Here is a 17,962-nt window from a genome sequence, read left to right as displayed (position 1 = left end):
TGTGCCACCCCCCTCTCTTTATAGTCGGTTAGACCATAAAGAGAGGGGGGTGGTGTGCGTGCAGGGCTATGACAAGTACGCCTTCGAGCCCTTCGCCGTCACCGTCGATCTGGCCGTCTTCACGATCCGGGACGGCGCGCTGAGGGTGCTGCTCGTCGAGCGGGGGCAGGACCCGTACGCGGGACGCCTGGCGCTGCCCGGCGGCTTCGTCCTGCCCGACGAGTCGGCGGAGACGGCGGCGGCGCGCGAACTGGCCGAGGAGACCGGCCTGTCCGACGTCACCGGGCTGCACCTGGAACAGTTGCGCACCTACAGCGACCCGGACCGCGACCCCCGGATGCGGGTCGTCTCCGTCGCGTTCGCGGCCCTCGTGCCCGACCCTCCCGAGGTGCGCGGGGGCGGTGACGCAGCCCGCGCGGACTGGCTGCCGTACGGCTCGGGCGCGTACGGGCCGCTCGCCTTCGACCACGACCGGATCCTCGCCGACGCGCACGAACGCGTCGGCGCCGGCATCGAGAACACCTGCCTGGCCACGGCCTTCTGCCCGCCCGAGTTCACCCTCGGCGAGCTGCGGGGGGTCTACGAAGCGGTGTGGGGCGCCGGGCTCGACCCCGCGAACTTCCGGCGCAAGGTCCTCGCCACCCCCGGCTTCGTCGAACCGGTGCACGGCGCCGCCCGGCTCACCGGCGGCCGCGGCAAGCCCGCCGCGCTCTACAAGGCAGGGCCCGCCACCGCACTGCACCCGCCCCTGCTCAGGCCCCCCGCGGAAGGACGACCCTCATGAAGAAGCGTGCGGCGACCGGCTCCCTCGTCGGGCTCGCCCTGGGGGACGCCCTCGGCTTCCCGACCGAGTTCAACGACGTGCCGTCGATCCTCGCCAAGTTCGGGCCGTGGCGGCAGATGGCCCTGCCCGAGCCTGCGATCGTCACCGACGACACCCAGATGACGCTCGCCCTGGGGCGCGGCCTGCGCACCGCGATGGACCGCGGCGTGCTCGCGCCGCTGCGCATGACGCGGCCCGTGCGCGAGGAGTTCATCGACTGGTATCAGTCCCCGGAGAACAACCGGGCTCCCGGCAACACCTGCCTCCAGGCCTGCGACCTCCTCACGCGCGGCAAGCCCTGGCGGGAGGCCAGCCGCATCGGGTCGAAGGGCTGCGGCGCCAACATGCGCGTCGCGCCGGTCGGCCTGGTTCCCGGCCTCAGCGACGAACAGCGCGCGGGCGCCGCCCAGTTGCAGTCCGGGCTCACCCACGGACACCCCACGGCCCTCGCCGCGTCCGACCTCACCGCGCATGCCGTCCACCTCCTCGCCCGGGGCGCCGAGCCGGCCGGACTCGTCGGCATGCTGCGCTCGTACGCGTACGAGAACCGGCAGAAGTACCACGTGCCGTGGCTCGGCGACCTGTGGACGCACGCAGCCGACCCGAGCCCGGAGCACTTCATCGCGCGCGGCTGGGACGACTGCCTGGCCGCGCTCGAACGGCTCCAGGAGGCGCTGCGCTCGCCGTCGCCCGAGACCGACCCGTGCCTGGCCACCGGGGCGGGCTGGATCGCCGAGGAGGCCCTCGCCACGGGCCTGCTCTGTTTCCTGCTCTTCGTCGACGAACCCGTCACCGCCCTGCGCCGCGCCGCCTGCACCTCGGGCGACTCGGACTCGATCGCCTGCCTCACGGGGGCGTTCGCCGGGGCCCACCTGGGCGACGAGGCGTGGCCGACGGACTGGTCGGAACGGATCGAGTACCGCAGCGACCTGCTGTCGCTCGGGGCGCTCTGGGACGCGTGATCGATGACGGCAGAAGGAGCCATGACAGCAGACGGAGCCATGACGGCAGAAGAAGCCATGACGACGGGGGAATCCATGGCGACGTACGGATCCCGTGCGGCCTACGGGTCCCTTACGGCGTGCGACGAGGGGGCGCTGCGTGCCGCGGGTGTGCCCGACGCGGAGCTCGGGGGGATCGTCGCCGGGCAGGCGGACCCGCTGCTGTTCGCGACGGTCTCCGGGGCGCACCTCTACGGGTTCCCCTCCAGGGACTCCGACATCGACCTGCGCGGTGTCCACCTGCTGCCCGCCGAGGCGCTCCTCGGGCTGCGCGACCCGGAGGAGACCCGCACCCGGATGTGGGACACCGACGGTCTCGAGATGGACCTCGTCACCCATGACCTGCGCAAGTTCGTCCGCCTGCTGCTCCGGCGCAACGGTTACGTGCTGGAGCAGCTGCTGTCCCCGCTCGTCGTGCACACCACCGACGCCCACGGCGAACTCGCGGCGCTCGCGCCCGGCGTCCTCACCTCGCACCACGCCCACCACTACCGGGGATTCGCCCACACACAGTGGCGCCTGTTCGACAGGACGCGGGAGCTGAAGCCGCTGCTGTACACCTTCCGGGCGCTGCTCACCGGTGTCCTCCTGATGCGCTCGGGCGAGGTGCAGGCCCATCTGCCCACGCTCCTGGGCGAGTTGGAGGCGCCGGCGTATCTGCCGGATCTCATCGCCGCGAAGGCGGAGGCCGAGCACGGGGCGGCCGACATCGACCACGCGCGCGTGGCCGCCGATGTGGAGGCGCTGCACACGGTCCTCGACGCGGCGCAGGAGCGCTCAGCGTTACCGGACGCCCCGACCGCGCACGACGCCCTGCACGATCTCGTCGTACGGCTCCGCCTGAAGGGCTGACGCCCGGCGCACCTCGAAAAGGAAGTCCGCCACTCGCGCCCGGTCCGGCTCGGCCGGCAGTGGGGTGCGGGTGGCCTCCTCCTCCGCCTCGGCGGCCAGGCGAGCCATCCGGACCACCACGTCGTCCCAGGAGACCTCGCCCCGCTTCACCGCGAGCAGCGCCTCACGGTCCTCGCCCACGTCGAGGGTCAGCCGGCCGGTGCGGAGCAGGTCGCGGCAGGCGGCGAGGAGGCGCAGGAGATGCATCGCGTGCTTCCAGCGCGGGGCGCCGTACTGGCGGACATCCGCGTCGAGCTTCTTGCGCTGGCCCATGGCGTAGCCGGTGAACGTGGCGTGGACCTGCCGGGACAGGAACGCCTCGCGCAGGGCGAGCAGTTCGCGGCCCGTGTCGGTGACGTGCTCGACGAGCGGCGAGTGCAGGCACTCCAGGATGTTCGGATTGGCCCGCAGAGCGAGCTCGCAGAAGCGCTCCAGCTCCCAGGAGAACTGCTCGTCCGCCGGACCGTCCACATGCGTCGGCGGCTTCTCGAAGCGCCAGAACATCGGCGTCGGCGCCACGAACACGCCCCGGCGGTCGGTGTCGCTGCCGTCCGTGGCCAGGCCGAACGCCCGCGACCCCATCACGCAGGAGTAGATCGTGTGGTCGCGCACCAGGTCCAGGGCCTCTGTCATGGACGGAGCGTACGGTCCGCGCCCGGCCGGAGCGGAGCGAATTTCCCGCGTCCGTGATCTTCCGGAGGGCGGGCCGGCCTGGGCCGCCCGAGTGGCGACAGGGGGTGGTTCGGGTCACATTGGCAGGGGCCGTGGACTCCGGAAGTGAGTCCACGAAAGACTCCGAGAACGTCCTGAAAGGCGTGACCATGGCGGGTGACAACGATCTGGGAAGCCTGCTCAGCGGCCTCCTCGGCGACAAGGCGGGCGGTTCGGCCGGCGGGGTCCTCACCTCGCTCCTGGCGGCGTTCACCCAGGGCCAGAGCGGCTCCGCGGGCGGCAACCCGCTGGGCGGCCTCCTGGAGGCGCTCGCCAAGTCGGGCCTCGGCGGGCAGGCGCAGTCCTGGGTCGGCACCGGCTCGAACGAGCAGCTGACCCCGGACCAGGTCAAGGAGGCCCTGCCCGACGCCACGCTGCAGAAGGTCGCGGCGGAGTCGGGCGTCAGCCCCGAGCAGGCGGCGAACGACATCGCGAGCGCCCTGCCCACGGCCGTGGACAAGCTGACCCCGGAGGGCGAGGTGCCGGGCCTCTCGCTCGACGAGCTGGTCAAGCAGCAGAAGTTCTGACCGTCTGGTCGGAGACCGCAAGCTCCGATGTTCCGCACCGTGTGCGGCGTCCGTCTCGGCAGGCGGGCGCCGCGCGCCGGTGTCTGCGGGGCTGACTAGGCTTGGCACCTCATCAGCTGTACGTACGCAAGCAAGGAGCGACACGTGGCGGTACGAGCGGTCCGGGGCGCCGTCCAACTGGAACGGGACGAAGCCGGACACATGGACGAGCAGGTCAGCGAGCTGCTCACCGCCATCCTTGAGCGGAACGGGCTGACCTCCGACGACCTGATCTCGATCTGGTTCACGGCCACCCCCGATCTGCACTCCGACTTCCCGGCCGCCGCCGCCCGCAAGCTGGGCATCGTCGACGTGCCGCTGATCTGCGCGCAGGAACTCGACATCGAGGGAGCGCTGCCGCGCGTCGTCCGCGTCCTCGCCCACATCGAGTCCGAGCTGCCGAAGTCCGGGGTCGCGCACGTGTACCTCGGCGCCGCCGCCGCCCTGCGCAAGGACATCGCCCAGTGAGAACCGCCCTCGTCATCGGCACCGGCCTCATCGGCACCTCCGCGGCCCAGGCGCTCGCCTCGCGCGGTGTGCACGTGCACCTCGCCGACCACGACCCGGCGCAGGCCCGCACCGCCGCCGCGCTCGGCGCGGGCACCGACGAGGCGCCCGAGGGACCCGTGGACCTCTGTGTGGTGGCCGTGCCGCCCGCACACGTCGCGACGACCCTGGCCGACGCGATGCGGCGCGGGGTGGCCCGCGGATACCTGGACGTCGCCAGCGTCAAGGGCGGCCCGCGCCGCGAGCTGGAGGCCCTCGGCCTCGACCTCAGCCCCTACATCGGTACGCACCCCATGTCGGGCCGCGAGCGCAGCGGGCCCCTGGCGGCCACCGCCGATCTCTTCGAGGGCCGCCCCTGGGTGCTGACGCCCACCCGCGACACCGACACCGAGGTCCTGAACCTCGCCCTGGAACTGGTCGCGCTGTGCCGGGCCGTCCCCGTCGTCATGGACGCGGACGCCCACGACCGCGCCGTCGCCCTCGTCTCCCACATGCCGCACCTGGTCTCCAGCATGGTCGCGGCCCGCCTGGAGCACGCCGAGGAGGCGGCCGTACGCCTGTGCGGCCAGGGCATCCGGGACGTGACGCGCATCGCGGGCTCCGACCCCGGCATGTGGATCGACATCCTCTCCGCGAACCCCGGCCCGGTCGCCGACCTGCTCTCCGCGGTCTCCGCCGACCTCGACGAGACGGTGGGCGCCCTGCGCTCCCTGCAGTCCTCGGACGAGGCGAAGCGCGGCGAGGGCGCCACCGGCATCGAGGAAGTCCTGCGCCGCGGGAACGCGGGCCAGGTCCGCGTCCCCGGAAAGCACGGCGCGGCCCCGGCGTCGTACGACACCGTGGCGGTCCTCATCTCCGACCAGCCGGGCGAGCTGGCCCGGATCTTCGCCGACGCGGGCGCCGCGGGCGTCAACGTGGAGGACGTCCGCATCGAGCACGCGACCGGCCAGCAGGCGGGCTTCGTCCAGCTGATGGTCCAGCCGGCGGCGGCCCCGAAGCTGACGGCGGCACTGCGCGACCGGGGCTGGGCGATGCGCCAGTAGGTCCTGCCTTCAGGGGCTGTAAGGGCAGGGTGCTTGAGCCAGTAACCTTGTGCGGGGCGCCTCTGCGCCCCGCCTCCCTGTCCCGTGCACTGAGAAAGGTGTCCGCAGCCCCGTGGAAACCGCCGCAACCGCCGCAAGCGCCGCCCCGGCAGCAGTGATCGTCGCCATCGACGGCCCCTCCGGCACGGGCAAGTCGAGCACCTCCAAGGCCGTCGCCGCCCAGCTCGGGCTCAGCTACCTGGACACCGGTGCCCAGTACCGGGCGATCACCTGGTGGATGGTGAACAACGGCATAGACCTGACCGACCCGACGGCCATCGCCGCCGTGGCCGGCAAGGCCGAGATCGTCTCCGGCACCGACCCGTCCGAGCCGACGATCACGGTCGACGGCGTCGACGTCGCCGGTCCCATCCGCACCACCGAGGTCACCTCGAAGGTCAGCGCCGTCAGCGCCGTCCCCGAGGTGCGTGCCCGCATCACCGAGCTGCAGCGTTCCATCGCCGCCTCGGCCGAGCCGGGCATCGTCGTCGAGGGCCGTGACATCGGTACGACCGTCCTGCCCGACGCCGACCTGAAGATCTTCCTCACCGCGTCGCCGGAGGCCCGCGCGGCCCGCCGCAGCGGTGAGCTCAAGGGCGCCGACGTGAAGGCGACCCAGGAGGCCCTGATCAAGCGGGACGCCGCGGACTCCAGCCGCAAGACGTCCCCGCTGGCCAAGGCCGACGACGCCGTCGAGGTGGACACGTCCGAGCTCACGCTCCAGCAGGTCATCGAGTGCGTGGTCACCCTCATCGGGGAGAAGCGGGCGGCGAAGTGACCGCGGCTTCTCCCTCGGAGACAGGCGCGGAGGTCGGCCGCCGCATCGGGGTCGGTCTCATGTACGGGCTGTGGAAGCCCCGCGTCCTCGGCGCCTGGAAGGTCCCCGCGACCGGTCCGGTGATCCTGGCCGTCAATCACGCGCACAACGTCGACGGGCCGATGGTCATGGGCGTCGCGCCCCGGCCGACGCACTTCCTGATCAAGAAGGAAGCCTTCGTCGGACCGCTCGGCACGTTCCTGGGCGCCATCGGTCAGGTCGAGGTGGACCGCTCCACTGCGGACCGTACGGCGATCACGCGTGCGCTGAGCGTGCTCGACGAGGGGGGAGTCCTCGGGATCTTCCCGGAGGGCACCCGAGGGGGCGGCGACTTCGCCTCCTTGCGGGCCGGCCTCGCGTACTTCGCGGTGCGCAGCGGGGCGCCGATCGTGCCCGTGGCGGTCCTGGGAAGCACGAACAAGCGCAGCCGGCTGATAAAGGCGCTGCCGCCGCTGCGCAGCCGCGTCGACGTCGTCTTCGGGGACCCGTTCCCGGCGGGCGACGGCAGCGGGCGGCGTACGCGCAAGGCGCTGGACGAGGCGACCGTGCGCATCCAGGAGCGGCTCACCGCCCACCTGGAAAACGCCAGGCGCCTCACCGGGCACTGAGCGAGACTTTCAGTAGTGGACCGCCGTAAGTGATCAGACGGTCCACCGATCACCACGATGAACGACGAGGTACGGACTTCATGAACGACCAGATCCAGCCGGAGGGCTCGGCCGAGCACGAGCACGGGGCCCTTGGCGACGCGGAGTACGCGGAGTTCATGGAGCTCGCCGCGGTAGAGGGCTTCGACATCGAGGACGTCGAGGGCGCGATCGAGGAGGCGGGCCACGGCCCGCTGCCCGCGCTCGCCGTCGTCGGCCGCCCCAATGTCGGCAAGTCGACCCTGGTGAACCGCATCATCGGCCGCCGCGAGGCCGTCGTCGAGGACAAGCCGGGCGTCACCCGCGACCGTGTCTCGTACGAGGCCGAGTGGGCGGGCCGTCGCTTCCGGCTCGTCGACACGGGCGGCTGGGAGCAGGACGTCCTCGGCATCGACGCGTCCGTGGCCGCGCAGGCCGAGTACGCGATCGAGACCGCCGACGCCGTCGTCTTCGTCGTCGACGCCACGGTCGGCCCCACCGACACCGACCTGGCGGTCGTCCGGCTGCTGCGCAAGGCCGGCAAGCCGGTCGTGCTCTGCGCCAACAAGGTGGACGGGCCGAGCGGAGAGGCGGACGCCACCGCCCTGTGGTCCCTCGGTCTCGGCGAGCCGTACCCGGTGTCGGCTCTGCACGGCCGCGGCACCGGCGACATGCTGGACGCCGTCATCGAGGCGCTGCCCGACGCTCCGGCGCAGACCTTCGGCACCGCGATCGGCGGCCCCCGCCGCGTCGCCCTCATCGGCCGCCCGAACGTGGGCAAGTCCTCCCTCCTGAACAAGGTGGCGAACGAGGACCGCGTCGTCGTGAACGAGCTGGCGGGCACCACCCGCGACCCGGTCGACGAGCTCATCGAGCTCGGCGGCAAGACCTGGAAGTTCGTCGACACGGCGGGCATCCGCAAGCGGGTCCACCTCCAGCAGGGCGCCGACTACTACGCGTCCCTGCGCACCGCCGCCGCAGTCGAGAAGGCGGAGGTCGCGGTCATCCTGATCGACTCGTCCGAGTCGATCTCGATCCAGGACCAGCGCATCGTGACGATGGCCGTCGAGGCGGGCCGCGCGATCGTCGTCGCGTACAACAAGTGGGACACGCTCGACGAGGAGCGGCGCTACTACCTGGAGCGCGAGATCGAGACGGAGCTCGCGCAGGTCGCGTGGGCGCCCCGGGTGAACGTGTCGGCGGCGACCGGCCGTCACATGGAGAAGCTCGTCCCCGCGATCGAGACGGCCCTCGACGGCTGGGAGACGCGCGTTCCGACGGGCCGGCTCAACGCGTTCCTGGGTGAGCTGGTGGCCTCGCACCCGCATCCGATCCGCGGTGGCAAGCAGCCCCGCATCCTCTTCGGTACGCAGGCCGGCACGAAGCCGCCGCGGTTCGTGCTCTTCGCCTCGGGCTTCATCGAGCACGGCTACCGCCGGTTCGTGGAGCGGCGCCTCCGCGAGGAGTTCGGTTTCGAGGGGACGCCGATCCACATTTCGGTCCGGGTGCGCGAGAAGCGCGGCCGCAAGAAGTGAACTAGCGCCCGGCGCCCAGGACTTGGTGCCTAGCGCTCGCGGCGAGGAGCGGGCGGCAGCGCGGCAGGGAGGTTGCTCCCGGTGCCGTGCTGCCGCCCGTTCGTGTGCCAGGAGCCGGTCGGCGGCGAGCTGTGGACCTGCTGCGGTTCGTGGTACGAGGCGCTGTGCCGGCCGCTGCTGCTGTGGTGGTGCACGACGTACGCGCCCGAGCCGAACGCGGAGAAGGAGAGGTTCTCTTCGCCGCTGCGGTCGCCGGGCAGGGCCCGGAAGGACCTGCGGTACTCCGAGTACAGGGCGTCGTAGATCGGTGTGGCCGAGCGGCCACCCGCCGATTCATGCGTTCCGCGCATGGCGGGGATCGGGGTCGGATACTGCGGGCGGCGAGGGGGGTCGTATGCGTGCACGTAGGTGCCAACGACCCGCACACCCTCGCGGATGCGGCCCGGTCCGCGCTTTCGCAGGCCGACAGGGGCGCGGGCGGCGCACGCGGAGGTGCACGGACTGGCCTCCGGGGGCCGGGTACGACCGTGGGCCGGGCGCGTGCCCGGCCCACGGTCACCTCGGTTCACGGCTGAGGGTCACGTACCTGCCAGGGGCATCGTCGCGCCGACGAGCAGCCCGTTCGCCGCGGCCTTGTCGAGGGCGTCGCGGAGCAGGTCCTCGCGGGGCTGGCGACCGATCGTGCCGGCCGGGGCGGCGAAGACGAGGACGGCGTTCGTCTTGTTCGCCGCCGCGCGCCAGCTGTCGGTGACGTGCAGCGGCTGGTGCGCCTGCCACCACGCGACCTGACCCGCACCGACGGAGGCGGGCTGCAGGACGGCGTGCAGCTGGCCCATGGCGAGCAGCACGGACCAGCCGTGCAGCACCGGCGGCACCTGGCCGACCTGGGCGGTCGGCATGAAGCCCTGCTCCACGAGGAGGGTCAGGAACTCGTCGAAGCCGCCCGTCGAGCCGGGGCGGGCGATCGGCCCGGTCGGCTCGACGACGAGCGCGGGGTGCAGCTCGCCGGAGATCAGGACGAGCCCGCTGGTCACGCCGAGCACGGCCTGCTCCGGAACGGCCTGCTGGGGGACGGCCTGCCCGGGGATGGACTGCGCCGCGTGGGAAGGGGCGGGGGCCGCGGCGGGGGCGCCGCCGTCGCCGGTGATGGAACGTACGGCTCCCTGCAGCTGTTCCTCGGACACCTGGACGACCTGCGAGGGCAGGCAGGTGGAGTGGGCGAAGGCCAGGACGGCGGTCTCGTCGCCGATGAACAGGACGGTGCTGGTGCGCTCCTGTTCCGAATCGCCCGGAGTACGGCAGGACGTGCAGTCGTACGTGCCCGGGGCGTTCTCTCCGGCGAGCAGCCGGTCGGCTTCTGCGTCGCCGATCTCGGCGCGTACGTCGTCGCTGACGTCGAGCATGCGCGGCACGGGTGGCTCCTCGGATTCGGTGTGTTGCTGCATCGAATGCGGCCGGGCGGTCCCCGACTCATAAAGAAGACAACGGAAGATCTGTGCCGGGGGTCACGCCCGGAAGGGGGCGGAATCGACCCATCCGACGTGCGGCGTGATCCGGCGGCCGGAATCAATGACTCCACAGCAACTCCCGTTGTACGCAAGGAGATTGATCCCGAGAGGTGAGGGGCAGGTCGGCATGCCCACAGGTCGACAAATCCTGAAATCGTGTAATGAAGCAGGTGGCTGAAAACAGTCGTTGGCGAAAGTGTGCCTACGGCGGGCCGGGAGGCGGCCGACCGGGTGGGGCCGGATTCGCGCAGGGCGCGGCTCGGCGCGGGCGCGGGCTCGCGTGCCTAGCGTGACGCGATGCTCCCCATGCCCGTGAACCGCACGCGCCCCGCTCGCCGCTTCCGCCTCGCGGCCCTGCCGGCCGCCCTGTTCGCCGTCCTGCTCGCCCCCGCGGCCGCGGCCGCCGTTCCGCCCCCGCCGGCTCCCGGCCCCGGGCGCCTGATCCTCCAGCTGGACGACTGCGCCAAGGACCGGTGGCCGTGGGGCTGCCTCGCCGAGTGCGAGAGCAGCGGGCGCTGGCACATCAACAGCGGCAACGCCTACTACGGAGGGCTGCAGTTCCGGCAGTCCACCTGGAAGGAGAACGGCGGCCTCGGCTACGCCCCGCGCGCGGACCTCGCGACGCGCGCCGAACAGATCGCGGTCGCCGAGAAGGTGCTGAGCACCCAGGGCTGGCGTGCCTGGCCGGTCTGCTCCAAGGTCCTCGAGCTCGACGGCCGCGTCCATGTGGTCAAGCAGGGCGAGACCCTCGGCTCGATCGCCGCGCGGTACCACGTCAAGGGCGGCTGGCGGAAGCTCTACAAGGCCAACAAGCGGATGGTCGGGCCCCACCCCGACCGTCTCAACAAAGGCACCGTGCTGCTCATCCCGAAGGCGTCGGCCAAGAGCCGCAGCTGACCTCGGCCGGCTCGCAGGAGAACGCGACGGCGCGCGTTCCGTCAGGCGACGAAGGGTCTGAAGGCGCATTCCCGAAAGCAGTTGGGAAGACGCGTCACGCCCGCCTGTCGGGGGCGCGCTGGAAGTACGGCTCGGGGCGGGTCACTCAAGCGGGTGACATGACCGCGAACCGCTTCAAGGTGCCTCAGCTCTCCTACCTGCCTTGATGTCAGAAATCGTCAAAAGGTTCCGCGAATCGTCTCTCAATCACGCATCTGTTCTGGAACAAGATGATGATGACGCCCAACCTCTGCCTCCGCACCCCGGTCTAACCCTGCGGTAGGCGGACGAGACGGACTGTCCGCGAGGAACAGTGGAATACGGGGACGCATGCAGATTTCTTTCCTGATTCACAACGCGTACGGAATCGGAGGGACGATTCGGACGACGTACAACCTCGCGAACACGCTTGCCGAACAGCACGACGTCGAGGTGGTCTCCGTCCTGCGCCATCGTGACGAACCGGTCTTCAGGGCCGACCCGAGGATCCGCGTCCGGCACCTCATCGACATCCGCAAGGGCACACCGGGCTACGAGGGCGACAGCCCCGAATACCGCACCCCCGCCGCGACGTTCCCGCGCGCCGAGGGCCGGTACGACCAGTACAACGCGCTCACCGACCGGCGGATCTCCGAGCACCTGCGCGCGGTCGACGCCGACGTCGTCGTCGGCACCCGCCCGGGACTCAACGTGCACCTGGCCCGCCAGACCCGGCGCGGCCCCCTGCGCGTCGGCCAGGAACACCTCACGCTCGACAGCCACCCCACCGCGCTGCGCCGGCAGTTGCGCGCGGTCTACCCGCGGCTCGACGCGCTCACCACGACCACGGAGGCCGACGCCGGGGCGTACCGCGCGAAGATGCGGCTGCCGGGCGTGCGGATCGAGGCCGTGCCGAACTCCGTGCCCGCGCCCGGCGTCGAGCCGGCGGACGGCTCGGGCAAGTGGGTCGTCGCGGCCGGCCGGCTGGCGCCCGTGAAGCGGTACGACCTGTTGGTCAGGGCCTTCGACCGGGTCCGCGCCGAGCGGCCCGACTGGCGCCTGCGGATCTACGGCAGCGGCAAGCAGAAGGACAAGCTCCGCGCCCTGATCGACGACCTCGGTCTCTACAACCATGTGTTCCTCATGGGCCCCGCCCACCCCATCGAACCGGAGTGGGCGAAAGGTTCGATCGCCGCCGTCACCTCCAGCCTGGAGTCGTTCGGCATGACGATCGTCGAGGCGATGCGCTGCGGCCTCCCGGTGGTCGCCACCGACTGTCCGCACGGCCCCGGCGAAATCATCGACAACGGTGTCGACGGGCGGCTGGTCGAGGTGGGCAACGTCGAGGCGATCTCCGGCGGCCTCCTCGAACTGATCAACAACGACGCGCTGCGCGCCCGGATGGCGAGCGCCGCGCTCAAGGACTCCGAGCGGTTCGACCCGGCGCACATCGCCGAGCGCTACGAATCGCTGTTCGGCTCGCTGACGGCCCGCCGCGGCGGAGGCCTTCTGCACCGCACCCGCGGCGCGCTGCTCGGGGGCGCGTACGCCGTGCGGGACGCGGGACGCTCCGCGTTCACGGCCCAGGGAACGTCACAGAGAAAGGGGCGCACGGCATGACGCCGCCGACCGCTTCGGCCGACTTCTCGGCCTCGCCCGAGCCGTCCGCGGGGGACGGGACCACGGCGCCCCACGCCGACTGCATCGCCGACTCGGCGGGCGGTCTCACCTTCGACGTCACCGACCACGGCGGGCCCGACCCGGCCCATCTGGTCCTCACCGAGCGCGACAGCGGCGAGGACGTGCGCCTGCCGCTGACTCCGGCGGGCGACGGCAGCCTCCGGGCGGCGCTGCCCAGCAGCGTCCGGCTGCCCGAGGGGCGCTGGGACGTCTTCGCGCAGGTGGCGGGCGAGGAGCCGCGGCGCCTGGCCCCCGGCCTCAACGACCTGCGGTCCCTCGTCGACCGCGTACCCAGCGGCTCCCGAGGCTTCGTCGCCGTCCGCATCCCCTATGCGACCAAGCACGGCAACCTCACCGTGCGCAGCTGGCTGCGCGCCCCGCACGCCGAGGCGGGCGAACTGCTCGTCGCGGACGGCGAGATGACGGTCAGCGGACGGGTCTACGGCACCGCGATCACCCCCAAGGCGTACGCGGAGATACGTTCACGTGCCGACGGCGGTCCGGCGCTCCGCAGCGAACTGACCCCGCACGGCGACGAGTTCACCTTCCGCGTCGGGTACGAGGAGCTGGAAGAGGGACGCTGGGACCTGTGGGTGCGCCCGGAGGGCGAGGACGGACTCGCGGTACGCGTAGCCCGGCTCCTGGACGACGTCGCCGACAAGAAGCCGATCTTCACCTACCCCACCGCACACCTGGACACCGGGCGCGGCCGGATCGCGGTCGAGCCGTACTACACGAGGGACAACGACCTGGCGGTCCTCGTGACCGCGGCGGCCGCCGAGTAGTCCGCGCGGCGCCCGTGCGGACTCCCGCTGTCCGCGAGGGCTGGCAGACTCGGGCCCATGCTGGAGACCTCGGCCCGACTCCTGCGGCTGCTCTCGCTGCTGCAGGCCCGCCGCGAGTGGTCGGGCGCCGACCTCGCGGACCGGCTCGGCGTCACGCCGCGCACCGTCCGCCGCGACGTCGACCGGCTGCGCGGGCTCGGCTACCCCGTCGACGCGAGCCCCGGCACCGGCGGCGGCTACCGGATGGGCGCCGGCGCCGAGCTGCCGCCGCTGCTCCTCGACGACGACGAGGCCGTCGCGGTCGCCGTAGGTCTGCGCGCCTCGGCCGGCCAGGGCATCGAGGGCATCGGCGAGACATCCGTACGGGCCCTGTCCAAGCTCGAACAGGTCCTTCCCGGGCGGCTCCGCCGCCGGGTGTCCGCCCTCAACGCGTTCACCGTGCCGATGCTCCGCGGCCCGGGCCCCTCCGACGTCGACCCGTCCGTCCTCACCGAACTCGCGGCCGCCTGCCGGGACTCGGAGCGGCTGCGCTTCGCCTACGAGGACCACGGGGGCGCCGCCACGCGCCGCACCGTCGAGCCGCACCGCCTGGTGTGCAGCGAGCGCCGCTGGTACCTGGTCGCCTGGGACGTCGACCGCGAGGACTGGCGCACGTTCCGCGTCGACCGCATCACGCCGAAGCCGCCGCACGGGCCGCGCTTCACCCCGCGCACGCCACCAGCCGACGACCTCGCCGCGTATGTCTCGAAGGGCGTCTCGCAGGGCCCGTACGCCACCAGGGCGACGATCCGGCTCCTGGTGCCCGTCGAGGAGGCGGCGCAGCGGATCAGCCCGTCGGCGGGCACGCTCGAGGCCGATGGCGACGACAGCTGTGTGCTGCGCACCGGGGCGGCGAGCCTCGACGTGATGGTGATCCACGTGATCCTGACGGGCTTCGAGTTCGAGGTGCTCGAACCCGACGGGCTCACGGACGCGATCAGAACCGCTCGGGACCGTCTGTCCCGGGCGCTTGAACGGGCCGGCTCAGCGGACGGGACGACGCGAACGCCGGATGGTGCAGATCGAACGCCGGGGACTCGGAGCGGATCCGGGGCAGCGTGACGAAGTTGTGCCGGGGCGCCGGGCACGGTGTCGCCCACTCCAGCGAACGCCCGTAGCCCCACGGGTCGTCCACGTCGACCTTCTCGCCGTACCTGGCCGTCTTCCAGATGTTGTAGAGGAACGGCAGCGTGGACAGGCCGAGCAGGAACGAGCCGATGGTCGACAGCGTGTTGAGCGCCGTGAAGCCGTCGGCCGCCAGATAGTCGGCGTACCGCCGCGGCATGCCCTCGGCGCCGAGCCAGTGCTGCACCAGGAACGTGGTGTGGAAGCCGACGAACAGCGTCCAGAAGTGGATCTTCCCGAGCCGCTCGTCGAGCATCTTGCCGGTGAACTTCGGCCACCAGAAGTAGAAGCCGCCGAACGTCGCGAAGACGACCGTGCCGAAGACGACGTAGTGGAAGTGCGCGACCACGAAGTACGAGTCCGTCACATGGAAGTCCAGCGGCGGCACGGCGAGGATGACGCCGGTCAGGCCGCCGAACAGGAACGTCACCAGGAAGCCGACGGACCACAGCATCGGCGTCTCGAAGGACAGGGATCCGTTGATCATCGTCCCGATCCAGTTGAAGAACTTCACGCCCGTGGGCACCGCGATCAGGAACGTCATGAACGAGAAGAACGGCAGCAGCACCCCACCCGTCACGAACATGTGGTGCGCCCACACGACGATCGACAGCCCGGTGATGGCCATCGTCGCGCCGACCAGCATCGTGTAGCCCCAGATCGGCTTGCGGCTGAAGACCGGGAGGATCTCGGAGACGATGCCGAAGAACGGCAGCGCGATGATGTAGACCTCGGGATGGCCGAAGAACCAGAAGAGGTGCTGCCACAGCAGCGCACCCCCGAACTGGGCCTCGAAGACCACGGCGCCGAAGCGCCGGTCCGCCTCCAGGACGAGCAGCGCCGCGGCGAGCACCGGGAAGGCCATCAGCACGAGGATCGACGTGAACAGCGTGTTCCACGTGAAGATCGGCATCCGGAACATCGTCATGCCCGGTGCCCGCATCCCGATGATGGTCGTCAGGAAGTTCACCGCGCCGAGGATCGTGCCGAAGCCCGCGAGCGCCAGCCCCATGATCCACATGTCGGCGCCGACGCCCGGCGAGCGCGTCAGGCTGTTGAGCGGGGCGTACGCGAACCAGCCGAAGTCCGCGGCCCCGCCGGGCACCATCAGCGAGCTGATCACGATCAGCCCGCCGAACAGAAACAGCCAGTACGAGAACATGTTGAGCCGGGGGAACGCCACGTCGGGCGCGCCGATCTGCAGCGGCATGATCTCGTTGGCGAAGCCCGCGAAGGTCGGGGTCGCGAAGAGCAGCAGCATGATCGTGCCGTGCATCGTGAAGAGCTGGTTGTACTCCTCGCTGGACAGCATCTGAAGGCCGGGCCGTGCCAGCTCCGCCCGCATCAGGAGCGCCATGATCCCGCCGGCGAGGAAGAACGCGAACGACGTGATCAGGTAGAGGTGGCCGATCTTCTTGTGGTCCGTGGTGGTCAGCCAGTCCACGACGATCCGCCCTGGCGTCCTCGTCCGCACCGCTCCTGCCGCCGGCTGCACGGGCTGCACGTCCGTCGTACCCATCGCTTGCCCCCTCGCTTCTCGCGCCCCGGGCCTGCCTCGAGCACACGCCATGATGCTCGCGTCCCCACCGACTCCGACAGGGGGCGTACGGGAGCGCTGTGTCGCGTTCATGCAATTCCGATGGGGCGTCAACTGATGAAGAGCGCCCCGGAATCAGAATTGGGCGCGTCCCGGGCGCGGTCGTGACGCTATTTCCGGGCACGTTATCCGGACGCTTTCGGTGAAGCCGCTGGATTATGTCGTGGCGCGCTCAGAACGTGGGCAGAAGGAGCATCGAATCGCTCGTACGTGTGACGGAGTTCGAGTGAAACGCGTGTCGTGGACCTGTGACAGAAGCGTGACCGGAGGGGGACCGGTGGCGGGGTGTGGTCCGCCCTGGTGTCAGGCGGCCCGGCCGCCTAACGTGGCGGTCATGGCACCCATTCCGACCCCTCCCGCAGAACCCCAGGACACCCTCGACACGTACGTCGGCCTCGATGCGCCGGGCGCCGAGAGGCGGGCCCGTGAGCGCGGCTGGTCCACGGTCAGGTCGCTGCCCCCGGGCGCGATCATCACCATGGAGTACCGCGCGGGACGCCTGAACTTCGAGGTGTCCGACGGCACCGTGACCCGCTGCTGGAAGGGCTGACAGGGCCGACAAGCAGCGCGAAGGCCCCCGGTTCCGTGACGGAACCGGGGGCCTTCGGTGTGCGGGAGGCAGGCGGTGCGTACCGGCCCCGCGGCCCTCGGCGCTCTCGCGCCGGGGGCGGTCAGCCGCCGGCGACCGGGCGGGCGGACGTGGTGCCGCGCGGCATCCGGTCCGCGTGCGGCGGCCTGCGGCTGCCTGCCGGCGTGACCGGGGTGCGCTCGGAGCGCGCGGTGTGCGGACCCGGGGCGAGCAGCCCGGGAGGCCGCACGGCCCGCGCGGCGCCGACCGGTTCGCGCACCGGCGGTTCCTCCGAGGCGGGCGGGGAGACGCGCTGCGGAACCACCGCGGGCTTGGCGGCGGGTGCCGGGAGCGCACCGGAGCGACGGTTGCGCCACAGCTCGCGCAGCGAGAAGATCGCGGCCTCGACCTGCGTGATCAGCGGTTCGACCCAGGGCAGCGCGAGCAGGATGAGCAGTCCCGCGGCCCAGCCGAGGAAGACATCGCTGAGCCAGTGCGTACCGAGGTAGACGGTGGTCAGGCCGACGCTCAGCGAGATCACGGCGGACGCGGCCGACAGCCAGCGCCTGGCGCGCGGCGTCGAGGCCAGATAGGCGAGGATTCCCCAGGTCACCACGGCGTTGGCGGTGTGGCCGGAAGGAAATATATCGCCGCCCTGCCACATCTCGTTCGAGCCGATGGTGGTCGCGTAGTGCGGGCCGAGGCGGCCCATGCCGATCTTGGCGGCGCCCACGGTGATGTTGAGGAGCAGCAGCGCGGCACCGAACGTGAGCAGGGGCCGCAGCGTGTGCTGGCGCCATGAGCGCCAGCCGAGCCAGGCCATGACCATCACCGCGGTCGGCCCGCGCTGGCCGAGCACGACCCAGTAGTCCAGGAACGCGTGGATCTCGGGCCACTGCTGGTACGGCCGGAAGAACATGACCTGCCAGTCGAACGTGACCAGCCAGGACGTGGTCAACACCGCCACCACGATGGCGAGGTAGAAGGACAGGGTGGCCCCGAAGAGCACGACCCTGTGCCGGCTCATCCTGGGCACATCCAGGTTGACCGGTCGTTCCGGCTCACGGTCGAGGCGGGCGAAGAGCCGCTCCAGACGGGTGAGGTTTCGTTCGGTACGCACCCAATCGACGCTACAGCGAGTGAGTGCCGAACCCGGCCGAATCACTCGGTTTGTGATGACGATGTG

18 protein-coding genes and 1 pseudogene are annotated in these 17,962 nt (G+C 71.4%); 14 read left to right on the top strand and 5 right to left on the bottom strand.

Annotated features, from left to right (window positions below; all coding sequences use genetic code 11):
- Positions 1-52: 52 nt before the first annotated feature.
- The 3 genes from LGI35_RS12375 to LGI35_RS12365 are packed head-to-tail and all read left to right on the top strand — an operon-like array spanning position 53 to position 2,676.
- Positions 53-784 carry an NUDIX hydrolase gene (locus LGI35_RS12375; protein ID WP_227300280.1) on the top strand — a complete coding sequence of 244 codons (732 nt, stop codon included), beginning with the start codon at positions 53-55 and terminating at the stop codon, positions 782-784.
- Entirely contained in the window at positions 781-1,785 is a 1,005-nt protein-coding gene (locus tag LGI35_RS12370) for an ADP-ribosylglycohydrolase family protein (protein WP_227293922.1), read from the top strand. Before LGI35_RS12375 ends, LGI35_RS12370 begins: the two co-directional genes overlap by 4 nt.
- Before the next feature lie 21 nt (positions 1,786-1,806).
- Positions 1,807-2,676, top strand: a complete 870-nt coding sequence (locus LGI35_RS12365; protein ID WP_227293921.1) for a nucleotidyltransferase domain-containing protein — start codon at positions 1,807-1,809, stop codon at positions 2,674-2,676.
- Here the strand turns inward: LGI35_RS12365 and LGI35_RS12360 are convergent.
- The gene (locus tag LGI35_RS12360) at positions 2,608-3,348 is read right to left on the bottom strand and encodes a nucleotidyltransferase domain-containing protein (protein WP_227293920.1); all 741 of its coding nucleotides are present in this window, start codon (positions 3,346-3,348) and stop codon (positions 2,608-2,610) included. The genes LGI35_RS12365 and LGI35_RS12360 overlap by 69 nt on opposite strands.
- A gap of 188 nt (positions 3,349-3,536) precedes the next feature.
- On the opposite strand from LGI35_RS12360, the gene LGI35_RS12355 reads away from it, so the two are divergent.
- From LGI35_RS12355 to der, 6 genes are all read left to right on the top strand, one after another.
- The gene (locus LGI35_RS12355; RefSeq protein WP_227293919.1) at positions 3,537-3,953 is read left to right on the top strand and encodes a YidB family protein; all 417 of its coding nucleotides are present in this window, start codon (positions 3,537-3,539) and stop codon (positions 3,951-3,953) included.
- A gap of 144 nt (positions 3,954-4,097) precedes the next feature.
- The gene (gene aroH, locus LGI35_RS12350) at positions 4,098-4,460 is read left to right on the top strand and encodes a chorismate mutase (RefSeq protein ID WP_116502899.1); all 363 of its coding nucleotides are present in this window, start codon (positions 4,098-4,100) and stop codon (positions 4,458-4,460) included.
- Entirely contained in the window at positions 4,457-5,542 is a 1,086-nt protein-coding gene (locus LGI35_RS12345; RefSeq protein ID WP_227293918.1) for a prephenate dehydrogenase, read from the top strand. Before aroH ends, LGI35_RS12345 begins: the two co-directional genes overlap by 4 nt.
- A gap of 112 nt (positions 5,543-5,654) precedes the next feature.
- The gene (gene cmk / locus LGI35_RS12340; protein ID WP_227293917.1) at positions 5,655-6,359 is read left to right on the top strand and encodes a (d)CMP kinase; all 705 of its coding nucleotides are present in this window, start codon (positions 5,655-5,657) and stop codon (positions 6,357-6,359) included.
- Between the two features lie 59 nt (positions 6,360-6,418).
- Complete coding sequence (locus LGI35_RS12335; protein WP_375998506.1) at positions 6,419-7,006, top strand: lysophospholipid acyltransferase family protein; 588 nt, start codon at positions 6,419-6,421, stop codon at positions 7,004-7,006.
- Between the two features lie 80 nt (positions 7,007-7,086).
- Entirely contained in the window at positions 7,087-8,559 is a 1,473-nt protein-coding gene (gene der / locus LGI35_RS12330; protein ID WP_227293915.1) for a ribosome biogenesis GTPase Der, read from the top strand.
- A gap of 29 nt (positions 8,560-8,588) precedes the next feature.
- Here the strand turns inward: der and LGI35_RS12325 are convergent, their stop codons facing one another.
- Together LGI35_RS12325 and LGI35_RS12320 are read right to left on the bottom strand one after the other, a co-directional pair.
- Positions 8,589-8,909, bottom strand: a complete 321-nt coding sequence (locus LGI35_RS12325) for a hypothetical protein (RefSeq protein ID WP_323182758.1) — start codon at positions 8,907-8,909, stop codon at positions 8,589-8,591.
- Positions 8,910-9,137: 228 nt separating this feature from the next.
- Complete coding sequence (locus tag LGI35_RS12320; protein WP_227293913.1) at positions 9,138-9,971, bottom strand: hypothetical protein; 834 nt, start codon at positions 9,969-9,971, stop codon at positions 9,138-9,140.
- Positions 9,972-10,364: 393 nt separating this feature from the next.
- On the opposite strand from LGI35_RS12320, the gene LGI35_RS12315 reads away from it, so the two are divergent.
- The 4 genes from LGI35_RS12315 (at position 10,365) to LGI35_RS12300 (ending at position 14,548) form a co-directional block, all read left to right on the top strand.
- A complete protein-coding gene (locus LGI35_RS12315; protein WP_376570743.1) occupies positions 10,365-10,964 on the top strand; it encodes a transglycosylase family protein in 600 nt (199 codons plus the stop codon).
- A gap of 369 nt (positions 10,965-11,333) precedes the next feature.
- Positions 11,334-12,602, top strand: a complete 1,269-nt coding sequence (locus tag LGI35_RS12310) for a glycosyltransferase family 4 protein (RefSeq protein ID WP_227293912.1) — start codon at positions 11,334-11,336, stop codon at positions 12,600-12,602.
- Positions 12,599-13,447: a FixH family protein gene (locus LGI35_RS12305; RefSeq protein WP_227293911.1), complete on the top strand. Its 849-nt coding sequence runs from the start codon at positions 12,599-12,601 to the stop codon at positions 13,445-13,447. Before LGI35_RS12310 ends, LGI35_RS12305 begins: the two co-directional genes overlap by 4 nt.
- Before the next feature lie 57 nt (positions 13,448-13,504).
- Complete coding sequence (locus LGI35_RS12300) at positions 13,505-14,548, top strand: helix-turn-helix transcriptional regulator (protein WP_227293910.1); 1,044 nt, start codon at positions 13,505-13,507, stop codon at positions 14,546-14,548.
- On the opposite strand, the pseudogene ctaD reads toward LGI35_RS12300, so the two are convergent.
- Positions 14,463-16,130: pseudogene (ctaD, locus tag LGI35_RS12295) on the bottom strand (aa3-type cytochrome oxidase subunit I); the annotation flags it as partial. The gene LGI35_RS12300 and the pseudogene ctaD overlap by 86 nt on opposite strands.
- Positions 16,131-16,542: 412 nt before the next feature.
- Between ctaD and LGI35_RS12290 the strand changes: the two are divergent.
- Positions 16,543-16,758, top strand: coding sequence for an I78 family peptidase inhibitor (locus LGI35_RS12290; protein WP_116502908.1), 216 nt, complete (start codon positions 16,543-16,545; stop codon positions 16,756-16,758).
- Positions 16,759-16,879: 121 nt separating this feature from the next.
- Here LGI35_RS12290 and LGI35_RS12285 read toward each other — a convergent pair whose 3' ends face one another.
- On the bottom strand, positions 16,880-17,896 hold the full coding sequence (locus tag LGI35_RS12285) for a phosphatase PAP2 family protein (protein ID WP_227293909.1): 1,017 nt from the start codon (positions 17,894-17,896) through the stop codon (positions 16,880-16,882).
- Positions 17,897-17,962: the final 66 nt, after the last annotated feature.

This window comes from Streptomyces longhuiensis, assembly GCF_020616555.1.
GTDB lineage: Bacteria > Actinomycetota > Actinomycetes > Streptomycetales > Streptomycetaceae > Streptomyces > Streptomyces longhuiensis.
The sequence above is the reverse complement of the archived record's forward strand: the minus strand, read 5'-3'. Positions and strand labels throughout refer to the sequence as shown.